The sequence below is a fragment of the Geofilum rubicundum JCM 15548 genome (genome assembly GCF_000974365.1).
Classification (GTDB): Bacteria; Bacteroidota; Bacteroidia; order Bacteroidales; family Marinilabiliaceae; genus Geofilum; species Geofilum rubicundum.
In genome coordinates this window covers 17,290-29,438 of sequence record NZ_BAZW01000053.1, presented here as the reverse complement: position 1 = coordinate 29,438, position 12,149 = coordinate 17,290, and the positions used below count along the sequence as shown (strand labels likewise).

The window sequence follows — 12,149 nt, the reverse complement described above, 5'->3', positions numbered from 1 at the left end:
CCCCTTCTCACTTCTGACAAAAACCTCTCCGCCCAAAAGCTCCGCCAAGTTTTTGGATATGTTAAGCCCCAACCCAAAACCGCCATGCTGACTCACATATTTTGAATCAACTGACCGGAAGCGCTCAAACACCAGAGGGGTATTTTCAGGATCAATCCCAATGCCGGTATCTTTTACAAAAAGCACCAGGTATGAGCTACCATAATGAGCTAAATCCAAATCATTGGCCAAAGTAGAAATATGGTCAAACCCGATAACAATTTTTCCTGTTTCCGTGTATTTTACCGCATTGCCAATATAATTCAACATAATTTGGCAAACCCGGAATTCGTCCGTACTAACATTTTTATAATCCGAATTGATTTTTAATTCCACAGAAATATGATCTTTGCCCTTGATTTTTAAAGCCGATTGGGCTTGTTGCAAAAGAGAAGCAAACAAGACCTCCAAATTGGTGTTTCGTTTATTAACCACCATGGCATCGGCATCGATTAAAGAAATGTCCAGCAAGTCGTTCACCAGGCGGGCCAGCAAATCAGAATTTTTGTGGATAACCTCTACGTATTCAGACAATTGACTGTCCTCCAATTCCACCTTCACCAATTCAGAAAAACCACAAATGGCGTTGAGCGGTGTCCGCAGTTCATGGGATACATTGGCCAAAAATGCCCCTTTTATCCGATCCGATTCATAAGCCTTCTCCATGGCTTTTTCGAGTAAGGCCTTGGCTTTTGATTGGGAGGCATTGTAGCGTATCAATAGGATAACCGATAACAGCAACAGCCCTATTACCACTAAATTGCCAATAATTAAATTTCTGTAGCGGGACCAAATTGTTTCAGGTTTATTTCGTATTTGGGACCCCAAAGGTATCAGGTCAGGATTGATGTTATATTTCATCAACTTTGAATAGTCAAAAATTCCTTCCATGGGCGGAATGTGAACCCGCTGATCGATGGGAAGTCCCTTTACCCTTTTCTCAGCCAATTGAGCACACAACACACCATGTTCAAACCCGCTCGAAAACAATCCTCCCAAAGCACCAGCCATATCAATGGCATAGCTCGAAAACACAGGAATACGGGCATTTTCAGAAACCATGCGCGCCATGGCCATATTGTCTAAGGGATCGCCAGCCCCATCCAGATTGATACCCTGATAAAAAATCACAGCATCCTCCTCCAGAAAACTCCTCACTAAGGAGTCAACGGTCTCATAGTAAACGGAATCGACAACAACCAGCTCATAATCGGGGTGCCGCTGAATCACTTCTTCTGCACTGCTACGATAAACACTTCCGGTAACCGTCCGGTCAACCAGAAAATAGACCTTTGAGAAATCCGGATATAGATGTCGCATGATGTCAAAGGAAGCCACAAACATATCTACCTCCTTAACCCCATACAAATCGCGTTCTTCAAGCGGATAAACCTCCGGGTTGGATATGCCGCAAAAAATCACCGGAACCTCTTTAAACAAAAAATACTGGTCGTTATTCAGTACCAGATCCAAGGCGGAATTATCAGAGGCAATGATTATATCGAACCGGGCATTTTGATATTTTTGAGCGAGATAGGGCAAAAACCAGGCTTCAGCTTCGTCGGGCGGATGCCTGAGCCCATCCAAAAACTCGGTATGGACAAGAAATGAATCCCGCTCGCTGAAATGGGACGATACGCCATCGGTAACGTCATCCGTCCATGAATACCCACTGTGATAGGAATTGATATATAATATTTTATACTGTTCGGACAAAGCGTTAATACTAAACAATTGCTGAACAATAAATAAAGCCACAAAAAAGAATTGCATTTTCATAAAACCGGTCGATCGAATAAGACTGCCAAATTAACAAAAAACCTTTGGCCAATACACCCAACGGGCCAAATCTGATACGGTGCCAGGCGTAATTTGTTGCAGTGTCAGCATCGTTTGTTGTCGCGAGCGGCGTAATTTGTTGTAGCGAGCGGCGTAATTTGTTGTAGCGCTCGGCGTAGTTTGTTGTAGCGCTCGGCGTAGTTTTCAACTACGTCGCCTCCCCAAAAAACACCCTCTCCATTTAAACCTTTCTTTCAAATATCGGTTTTAAGAGAAAAGGTTTAACTTTATAGCATGTCAAGTTCAACAAAAAATATAAATGGACAGTCAGATGTTCAAAAATCCAGGTTAGAAAGCAATCAGCAACTGGCCGACGAGCTGCTTGGTAAACTGAGGCAGGCAGCTCTTGGTGGCCCCCATAAAATGCGCGAAAAGCACACGGCCAGAGGCAAATTATTGGTCCACGATCGCATCGACCAACTGGTCGATGCCGGCACGCCCTTTCTGGAGCTGTCTCCACTTGCAGCCATTGGTCAGTACCAGGATACCTTTCCCTCGGCCGGTATCGTCACAGGCATCGGTCTCATCAACGGCCGGGAAGTGATGATTGTGGCCAATGACGCCACCGTGAAAGGCGGCACCTATATCCACGAAACCATAAAAAAACACCTACGGGCGCAGGAAATCGCGGAAGAAAACCGACTGCCCTGCGTCTACCTGGTAGATTCAGGCGGTATTTTCCTTCCGGAACAGGCCAGCGTGTTTCCCGACAAAGATGATTTTGGACGCATATTTTTTAATCAGGCCCGCATGTCGGCCGCCGGCATTCCGCAAATAGCCATCGTCATGGGCTCCTGTACAGCCGGTGGCGCCTACATACCGGCCATGAGCGATGAAACCATTATTGTCCGTAATCAAGGCACCATTTTTCTGGCCGGACCACCTTTGGTCAAGGCCGCCACAGGGGAAGAAGTCACCGCCGAAGAACTCGGAGGTGCGGAGGTACACACATCCATTTCGGGGGTGGCTGATCACCTCGCTGAAGATGATGCGCATGCCCTCGCCATTTGCAGGGATATCTTTAAAAATTTGCCACGTGCGCCCAAGCAAATACTGGACCGGACAGCGGCCGTTCCCCCCATTCATCCGTCCGAAGAACTCTATGAATTGATTCCCACACAGGGACAGCCCTGGCCCGATGTGCGGGAAATCATTCTTCGCCTCATTGATGGGGGTCAATTTCAGGAGTTTAAAAAGAATTACGGCAATACCCTGGTGACCGGCTTTGCCAGAATCCATGGCTACCAGGTGGGCATCCTCGCCAATAATGGCATTCTGTTTTCACAATCAGCCCTTAAAGGCACCCACTTTATTGAGCTTTGCAACGCACGGGGCATTCCCATGATATTTTTGCAAAACATTACCGGTTTCATGGTGGGAAAAGAATATGAACAGGGCGGCATTGCCAAGGATGGCGCCAAAATGGTTCATGCACTGGCCAATGCATCCGTGCCATTTTTCACAGTACTGATAGGTGGCTCGTATGGGGCCGGCAACTATGCCATGGGCGGCAGGGCCTACAATCCCCGCTTGCTGTTTATGTGGCCCAACGCAAGAATTTCTGTGATGGGGGCCCGACAAGCAGCTCAGGTTTTAATGACGCTCAAAAAAGATCAGGCTGCCGCCAAGGGTGGTGAAGTGGAGGATGCGGAACTCAAAAAGATAGAATCCTCCATTTTTGAAAAGTATGAGCAGGAAGGCTCACCCTGGTACAGCACCTCGCGCCTGTGGGACGATGGCGTTATTGATCCCGTTCACACCCGGGATATTCTGGCCATGGCCATTGAAACTTCGCTTAATGCGCCGTTTAAGGAGCCGAGGTATGGGGTGTTTAGGATGTAAGAAGAAGGGTTGATGGGGTTAGGAGGGTAGATAGGGTTGATGGGGGTGATTAGGTGGAGAGGTGAAGCGCAGCGGAATCCCGCAGGGCGGGACGTTGCGAAACGGATAGAGTTCAGTGATAATGATGTAATTTGAGAAATATGGCGCTTATAAAGAAATTTGGTGAGGGGGTTTGTTACCTGGAGTTGAATCGTCCCGAGAAGCGTAATGCGCTGAGCAAGGGTCTGGTGGTTGAATTGACCCGCTTTTTTGAGGAAACGGCACAAACCTCTCAGTTTAAAGTGCTTGTTATAAGCGGTAAAGGAGGTTTTTTCTGTGCCGGGGCTGATTTGGAGTGGATGAAGGCGGGGGCCGGTCAGACCATGGAGGAGAATCTGGCGGATGCGCGACTCTTTAACCGACTGTTTGAGAAAATGGACAGCTACCCCAAACCCATTATACTGCGCGTAGACAAAGGCGCCTACGGCGGCGCCCTTGGACTGGTGGCCTGTGCCGACATGGTAACAACCACCCCCACAGCGCAATTTCTTTTTAGCGAAGTCCGGCTGGGACTCATCCCGGCCACCATCGCCCCTTACATCGTTAAGCGCATTGGTCTGCCGCTGTCCAAACAGCTCATGCTCACAGCCAGTGAGTTTTCAGGTACCGAAGCCCACCAGATCCAACTGGTCAATTTTCTCTTTCCTGAAGAAAACTTGTCGGTTAAAACCCGCGAACTGGCCACCAAAATGGCCAAAAACAGTCCCTCAGCCTTACGGCAGACCAAAGAACTGGTGAACCGATTGGGGAATTCCCTTGTTCCTATCAACGAAGAAGTACAAGAGCATTGTGCCCGACTCATTGCTGAGGCACGAATGTCGGACGACGGACAGGAGGGTGTGAGTGCCTTCTTCGAAAAACGTAAAGCCAACTGGAATGACAAACAATAAAATAACATATCGCCCCATCAGGCGATTACTGATAGCCAACAGAGGAGAGATCGCCGTTCGCATTCATCGTACGGCCCATAGGATGGGCATCACCACCATTGGTCTGACCACCCCGGCGGAACCCGAAACGGTAGCCGACGAGCCAGCCTTTATCCATGGTTCGTCACTGGCAGAGACCTATCTGAATGCCGATGCCATCATCTCTCTGGCCTTGCGCCATGGCGCCGATGCCATCCATCCCGGCTATGGCTTCCTGTCGGAAAACGCCCGCTTTGCCGAAAAAACAGAGCAGGCCGGATTGCTGTTCATCGGTCCCTCCGCCAGCGCCATTGATCAAATGGGCCATAAAATTACTGCCCGGGAAATAGCGGCCAGTCACAACGTCCCCATTACCCAATCGCTGCAAGGCTCTGTAGAAGAATTGCTGGCCAAAAGCACATCCCTGCCCTACCCCCTCTTGATAAAAGCAGCTGCCGGTGGTGGAGGCAAGGGCATGGTCAAAATCAACCACCCCGATGATCTGGTAGAGAAATTGCCGCAGACCGCCCGTGAGGCGGCCAACTACTTTGGCGACGGCACCATTTATGTAGAGCAATACATTGAGAATCCGCACCACATAGAAGTGCAGGTGTTGGGCGATCAACACGGCCATTTGGTCCATCTCTTTGAGCGGGAATGCAGCATACAGCGTCGCTATCAGAAAATAATTGAAGAAGCCCCCAGTGTGAACATCACTCCCGAAAAAAGGCAGGAGCTGACCCGTGATGCCCTCCGGCTGTGCAAGGCCATTGGCTATTACAATGCCGGTACGGTTGAGTTTTTGATGGATGATGCCGGCCATCACTATTTTTTGGAGATGAACACCCGACTGCAGGTGGAGCACCCGGTCACTGAAAGTATTACCGGACTGGACATGGTTGAGCATCAGCTCAACATCGCCATGGGCTTGCCACTACCCTTTGGTCAGGACGACCTCGCCATACATGGCCATGCCATAGAAAGCCGCATTTATGCCGAAGATCCTTTGCATGACTTCAGACCGGCACCCGGCCATGTGGCCCATGTTCAATGGCCTTCCGGTGATTTGGCGCGGACCGACACCTGGTTCAGTCAGGCGGTGGACATTCGACCTGATTTTGATCCCATGATGGCGAAAATCATTACCCATGCCCCCACCCGGGAAGGCGCCATCGCCAAACAAATCAAAGCCTTAGAGCAAACACAACTGACCGGCAGCATCAACAACATTCATTATCTGAGCACCGTCTATCACAGTAACGTTTTTCTGGAAGGACGCACAACGACCGGTTTTTGTGAACGCCACAACTACCAGCCCGACCTGCTCATACATCCTGAAATAATTGCTGTAGCAGCCTTGTTACACCGCTTGTTACACAAGCCAAAGGGAGATGTGGTGTGGCATCAACTGGGTTTTTGGCGCGTTGCGCAGTCCACCGCCTTGGAAGTCAACAACGAGACTTTTAATATCGAATGGCAGGCCAAGGGTTCTTCCATCCAAATCGTTATCAACCATAAAAACCGCTATATCATTGATGATGCCCGCTTGAATACTTCCCAGCTATTTTTCTCAGTGGCCGGCGAACCATTTGTCCTCAATTGGGTTTTTATACCGGGTGAACCACTCATTCTGGAGAGCCGACCACAGGTTTGGACCATACAACCGGTACGCGTAAACCCTGGCAATAACGCCAGCAAAAACGCCAACCAAAGTGCCAGCCAAATCAAAGCCCCCATACCAGGCAAAATTATCGAAGTCAGGGTACAGCCGGGCGATCTAATCGCGGCAGGGGATTCATTGGTTATTCTGGAAGCCATGAAGATGGAAAACCACCTCAATGCCCTTCATGGAGGCATTGTTACCAAAGTATTGACCTCAGTCGGTCAACAAGTTAAAGCCAACGACATTTTAATTGATATTGAAAACAGCAATTGACCCAAACCCATCAACCCAATGCCCTATCACCCCCATCAACCCTATTAACCCCATTGCCCTATTGACCCAATCAACCCCAATTAACCCTATCAACCCCATCAACCCTATTAACTTAAACTATTAGAAAACCATATGGACCCCTTACTAAACGAGAAGCACGAAAAACTGAGGCGCGAGATCAGAGAATTTGCCGAACAAGTCATTGCACCGGAAGCGGCCCGATTGGACGAAGAAGAGGCCTTTTCGGTAGAACTCACCAAAAAAATGGGCGATGCCGGCATTTTTGGCATCAACATCCCCCAGCAATATGGCGGAAAAGGGCTCGACACCCTTTCGTACATCATAGCCGTGGAAGAATTGTCGCGCGTAGACAGCTCGCAGGCCGCCACCGTGGTGGCGCATAACAGTCTGGGCTTAGTGCCCATCCTCGATTATGGCACTCAGGAACAGAAAGACAAATACCTGCCTCAGTTGACCACCGGCGAAAAACTTTGGGCTTTTGGCCTCACTGAGGAGAATGCCGGTTCCGATGCCCGAGGCACCGAAACAACCGCTGTGCGGGAAGGTAACGAGTGGGTCATCAACGGCTCCAAACGCTACATCACCAACGCTTCCACCCCCATTACGCTGGGTGTTACCTTGCAGGTGATGACGCAAACCGGCAGCGGTCAGCCCAAGCTCACCACTCTGTTGGTGGAGAAGGGCACGCCCGGATTTGAAACCCAGCGCATGCTCGGCAAAATGATGTGGCGCGCCGCCGATACGGCCCGCATCTACCTGAATGACTGCCGCGTACCCCTCGACAATCTGTTGGGCGAAGAGGGACAGGGCGCCCGCTACATGCTCAAAACACTGGATGGCGGTCGCCTCTCCGTGGCTGCCATGGGGCTGGGACTGGCCCAGGGTGCTTTTGAAATGGCGGTGAAGCATGCGGGACAAAGAAAGCAGTTCGGCAAACCCATCGGCCGCAACCAGGCCATCAGCTTTAAGCTGGCCGACATGGACATGAAACTAGAGTTGGCGCGTAACACCCTTTACAAAGCCTGCTGGCTGAAGGATAACGGACAGCCCTACTCACGCGAGGCGGCCATTGCCAAACTGTATACCTCTGAAATTGCCCGTGAAGTGGCCGATGAGGCTGTGCAGGTTTTTGGCGGTTCCGGTCTCTTCAAGGACAACCCCATTGAGCGCTTCTACCGCGACCAGCGCCTGCTGCAAATCGGTGAAGGCACCTCTGAGATTTTAAGGTTGGTGATTTCGAGGGGATTGGGCGTGTGAGGTGGTCCGCTAATTAAATGAAAAAAAAGAAGTGTCCACTAATTACGCGAATTAAACGAATTAAAGATTAAATATAAAAATTTGTAACGTTCGGTGCTTACTGTGGAAAAACAATTCATTCAAGCTGGGCGTAGTTTAAAACTACGCCTATCTCCTATTCGTCTAATTGCAGCAATTAGTGGACTTATACGGAATATTCAGTACTTTTATTTTTTAGAACAGTGAAGCATCAACCTATCAACTAAATGGAAGACAGAAAAAAAGACCATATAGACCTTGCTTTTCAATCGCGCGTTGAAGCCGCTGAGGCCAATGGCCATTTCTTTTATGAGCTTATTGTCGCCGCACCCCAGCCACAAGCCACAGCCCTTTTCTTTTTTGGGAAAAAGTATGCGCCTGCCGGTCTGGATTTCAAGCATGACGGGTGGCACAGCTCTGGCCGGAAAAATCAACCGGAACCTGGCACAGGCATGCGCTGAATTTGGTTTGGGCATGGGACTGGGATCATGTCGTATTCTGTTGGAGGATGATAAATATCTGCCCGATTTTGATGTGCGTCCCATTTTGGGAGAGGATGTGCCTTTTTTTGCCAATCTGGGCATTGCCCAGTTGGAGCGCATGATTCAAGCGGGCAGCACCGACAAGATTGACGAAATGGTGCAGCGCCTGCAGGCCGATGGCATCATCATACACGTCAACCCCTTACAGGAAGCCTTTCAGCCGGAAGGCGACCTCCTGGCAGCGGCGCCCATCGAGACCATCCAGGCCTTTTTGGAGCAGACACAGCTGAAAGTCATTGTGAAGGAAGTCGGCCAGGGCATGGGTCCTGAAAGTCTGAAAGCCCTGCTAAAACTGCCCATCGAAGCCATTGAGTTTGGCGCACTGGGTGGCACCAATTTCACCAAGCTGGAGCTGGCCCGCCATACCAACACCGACACGGCACTTTTCGACACCTTTGGACGGGTGGGGCATACCGCCGAAGAAATGGCGGCCATGGTCAACCAGATTGTTGGGGAGTCGCCCGACCAGCGCTGCCGGCAACTGATTATTTCAGGGGGCATCACCAATGTTTTGGATGGGTACCGACTGGTTAAAAGCAGTCAGATACCTGCCGTATTCGGCATGGGATCTGCTTTTTTGAAACATGCCACAGAGGACTACCCCACCTTGCAGACCTTCGTAAAACAGATTGAAAAAAGCCTGTTGCTGGCCGACCAGTTTTTGAGGGTCAGGTAAGGCAGAAAACAAAACATACCATGCCAATCATCAAAGGATTCTCCAAATTGTCACGCGCGGAAAAAATCAGCCACCTCACCGCCTCCCTGCCAGTAGATAACGATTTGGCAGCGACTTTGGCGGAATTCAGGCATCCTGCCAGACAAGCTCTGTTCGACGACTTTTCGGAAAATACCCTCACCAACTATTACATGCCCTTTGGTGTGGCGCCCAATTTCCTGATTGATGAAAAATGGTACGTCGTCCCCATGGTCATTGAAGAAAGCTCAGTGGTCGCCGCTGCCTCACGCGCCGCTTCCTTTTGGGCCCAGAATGGTGGTTTCAAAACCACCATTCACAACACCCTGAAAGTCGGCCATATATGGCTGGAATGGGCGGGACCACCCGACCAGCTATTATTGCTTCAGGACCAGCTCGGCAAGCATTTAACAGCCGCAGTTAGGCACCTCACAGCCTCCATGGAGCAAAGGGAAGGCGGCATACGGCAGATTGAAGTCATCCCTCAAAAAGAAATGACCGGCATTTATCAGTTGCAGGTTACTTTTAGTACGGCCGACAGCATGGGGGCCAACTTTATCAATTCCTGTCTGGAAGGCATGAAGGAACCGTTGCTCGACTTCTTTGCACAAAAGAAACTGTCGCCGCCCAACATCATCATGGCCATCTTATCCAATCACACACCGGATTGTCTGGTGACCTGCTCGGTTGACTGTCCGGCAGAGCAGCTAGCGCCCTACGCCGCCGGCCTTCCCATCGAATCATTTGTGCACCGGTTTAAAACGGCCGTAGATATTGCCATTCACAACACGCACCGGGCCGTTACGCATAACAAAGGCATTTACAATGGCATTGACGCGGTGGTACTGGCCACGGGCAATGATTTCCGCGCCGTTGAAGCGGCCGGTCACGCCTATGCTGCGCGCGACGGGCAATACCGCTCCTTGTCGAGTTGCACCCTAAGCGACAACGGGCACTTTTCCTTTTCACTGACCGTACCATTGGCATTGGGGACGGTTGGGGGATTGACACGCCTGCATCCCATGGCTGCCAAAGCCATGGAAATACTGCAACAGCCATCGGCAGAAGAACTCATGAGTATTGCAGCTGCCGCCGGATTGGCCAACAATTTCAGTGCGGTGGCCTCACTGGTCACCACCGGCATCCAAAAAGGCCACATGAAATTGCACCTATCCAATATCCTGAACAGTCTGGGTGCCACAGAACAGCAAAAAGCCGCTGCCCAAGACTATTTTAAAGACCAAACCGTCAGCCAAAAAGCCGTCAGGGAGTTTTTGGAAAAAGCCCAATAAGATGCAACAAAGCTATCACGCCAGCGGAAAACTGCTCATATCAGCCGAATACCTGGTACTAAAAGGTGCTTTGGCGTTGGCCGTCCCCCTCAACAAAGGGCAGCGACTAACCGTGGAACCATGGTCAGAAGAAGGATTGCTATGGCGTGCCCATACCCTTTCCGGATTGTGGTTCGATGCTCAATTTGACAAGTACCTGAATGTACTTAGCAGCAGCAGCGCGCCCCATGCCCAGCAACTACAGAACATTCTCCAACAAGTTGTGGCGCAAAACCCTGTGGTGGGCCCCCAACTCATTAACCGGCAAGTCACCACCCAACTGGAATTCGACCCCCAATGGGGCTGGGGCAGCAGCTCCACCCTGCTCAGTCTGTTGGCCCAGTGGCTGCCAATCGATCCCTATTCCCTCATGGATGCCACCTTTGGCGGTTCCGGTTACGACCTGGCCTGTGGCACAGCTCACGGACCGCTGTTCTACCGCCGGCACCCCGCACAGCCACCAGAAATCACACCTGCTCCCTTCCATCCCCCATTCATGAATCAACTGGGCGTCGTGTGGCTCCAGCAAAAGCAGACCTCCTCACAAGAAGTCCGCCGCTTTCTCAGTGAGCAGACATCGCACCAAGCCCTCGTCGATGAAGCCTCCCTCCTCACCCGGGAAATGGCTACGACAAGCGACCCGGACACGTTTAGCAGGATGATGCAGCAACACGAAGCCCTCATTGCCAGGGCCACCAATCAAACACCCGTACAACAGCGCCTCTTCCCCGACTTTATAGGCAGTATCAAATCACTGGGTGCCTGGGGAGGTGATTTTGTTCTGTTTATCACGCCCGACTCCTTATCCTCGGCCCGCTCCTATTTTGCCGACAAAGGCTACCACACCCTGTTTCCGTTGGCGGATATCCTTCTTTTTTCTTCGCACCAAACTGGCCAATGAAAGAACCCTGTTTGCCTACATCAGAACCTCTTTGCACCTCATCCTGGCCGCTATTGCCTTCATACAACTCAAGGATTTTCAAAGCATCAAGTATCTGGGCATCATCTCCCTTTTACTGTCCGTTGTCCTCCTCATCATCGGCATCTGGAAGTACCACCGCCTCAACCAGCAATTGAAAGAATATTACAGGAAAGCGTAAAACCACATCCTTACTGCTTGGCCGATAGGCATATAAAAATGACCTCAGAAAGAAATCTCCTGTAGCTCTCGACCGAGACGATGAAGCGCCTGTTCTATTTTTTGAGCTTGAATCGGGCGTGGTTTAGACCGGCCGGCGGCATAATGCCCAAGCTGATTCTGATTAATACCCGTTAAGCGTTCCAGAGCCGACCAGGTAAAGATGCCTTGGTAATAGCATCAAACTCTCAACATCCCATTTATAAACGATATTATATTCACCTTTAAAGGCTGCTGGAATAGGATCCCCATCTTCCATAAGGCCTTCAATGTGAAATTTAATCCCTTCCTCTATTTCAGTGCGTAATTTTTCTAATGTCGAGGCGGTACATAAAAACCCATCTACCCCCTCAACGCAAGCAGCTAAATTGTTTGCTGTTTTTCCAATTCTTGCAATTACTTCTGTTGCCATAAATTCTAACTTCTAATTGACCGAGAAAGCCTTAAGGATTTCAAAAAAATAAACAATCAAAAACTCATTAAAACACAATTCCAGCTTGTTTTTCAATGCTCTTTAATAAATTACCAGTTACATCATCTGAAGG

Annotated in this window: 12 protein-coding genes; 9 read left to right on the top strand and 3 right to left on the bottom strand. The window is 50.1% G+C overall.

Annotated elements, in window-relative coordinates:
- On the bottom strand, window positions 1-1,818 hold a 1,818-nt coding region (locus tag JCM15548_RS16780), incomplete at its 3' end, for a sensor histidine kinase (protein WP_062127817.1).
- A gap of 294 nt (window positions 1,819-2,112) precedes the next feature.
- Here JCM15548_RS16780 and JCM15548_RS16775 point away from each other — a divergent pair.
- The 9 genes from JCM15548_RS16775 (at window position 2,113) to JCM15548_RS25775 (ending at window position 11,566) form a co-directional block, all read left to right on the top strand.
- On the top strand, window positions 2,113-3,720 hold the full coding sequence (locus tag JCM15548_RS16775; RefSeq protein WP_062127815.1) for a carboxyl transferase domain-containing protein: 1,608 nt from the start codon (window positions 2,113-2,115) through the stop codon (window positions 3,718-3,720).
- Window positions 3,721-3,860: 140 nt separating this feature from the next.
- Window positions 3,861-4,649, top strand: coding sequence for an enoyl-CoA hydratase-related protein (locus JCM15548_RS16770; RefSeq protein ID WP_062127813.1), 789 nt, complete (start codon window positions 3,861-3,863; stop codon window positions 4,647-4,649).
- Window positions 4,636-6,603 (top strand): acetyl/propionyl/methylcrotonyl-CoA carboxylase subunit alpha, encoded by a 1,968-nt coding sequence (locus tag JCM15548_RS16765; protein WP_062127811.1) that lies wholly within the window; start codon window positions 4,636-4,638, stop codon window positions 6,601-6,603. The genes JCM15548_RS16770 and JCM15548_RS16765 overlap by 14 nt, the downstream gene beginning before the upstream one ends.
- Window positions 6,604-6,735: 132 nt before the next feature.
- Entirely contained in the window at window positions 6,736-7,881 is a 1,146-nt protein-coding gene (locus tag JCM15548_RS16760) for an acyl-CoA dehydrogenase family protein (RefSeq protein WP_062127809.1), read from the top strand.
- A 245-nt stretch (window positions 7,882-8,126) separates the two neighbouring features.
- Window positions 8,127-8,360, top strand: a complete 234-nt coding sequence (locus JCM15548_RS24540; protein WP_227625967.1) for a hypothetical protein — start codon at window positions 8,127-8,129, stop codon at window positions 8,358-8,360.
- A complete protein-coding gene (locus JCM15548_RS16755; protein ID WP_227625966.1) occupies window positions 8,299-9,117 on the top strand; it encodes a beta/alpha barrel domain-containing protein in 819 nt (272 codons plus the stop codon). Before JCM15548_RS24540 ends, JCM15548_RS16755 begins: the two co-directional genes overlap by 62 nt.
- A 20-nt stretch (window positions 9,118-9,137) precedes the next feature.
- Window positions 9,138-10,427, top strand: coding sequence for a hydroxymethylglutaryl-coenzyme A reductase family protein (locus JCM15548_RS16750; protein ID WP_062127807.1), 1,290 nt, complete (start codon window positions 9,138-9,140; stop codon window positions 10,425-10,427).
- 1 nt (window position 10,428) lies between these two features.
- The gene (locus JCM15548_RS16745; RefSeq protein WP_062127805.1) at window positions 10,429-11,367 is read left to right on the top strand and encodes a GYDIA family GHMP kinase; all 939 of its coding nucleotides are present in this window, start codon (window positions 10,429-10,431) and stop codon (window positions 11,365-11,367) included.
- Between the two features lie 31 nt (window positions 11,368-11,398).
- Complete coding sequence (locus JCM15548_RS25775) at window positions 11,399-11,566, top strand: hypothetical protein (protein ID WP_262487115.1); 168 nt, start codon at window positions 11,399-11,401, stop codon at window positions 11,564-11,566.
- Between the two features lie 44 nt (window positions 11,567-11,610).
- Here the strand turns inward: JCM15548_RS25775 and JCM15548_RS26440 are convergent, their stop codons facing one another.
- Both JCM15548_RS26440 and JCM15548_RS16740 read right to left on the bottom strand, forming a co-directional pair.
- Complete coding sequence (locus JCM15548_RS26440; RefSeq protein ID WP_369403713.1) at window positions 11,611-11,733, bottom strand: hypothetical protein; 123 nt, start codon at window positions 11,731-11,733, stop codon at window positions 11,611-11,613.
- A complete protein-coding gene (locus JCM15548_RS16740) occupies window positions 11,729-12,016 on the bottom strand; it encodes a type II toxin-antitoxin system HicB family antitoxin (RefSeq protein ID WP_062127803.1) in 288 nt (95 codons plus the stop codon). The genes JCM15548_RS26440 and JCM15548_RS16740 overlap by 5 nt, the downstream gene beginning before the upstream one ends.
- Window positions 12,017-12,149: the final 133 nt, after the last annotated feature.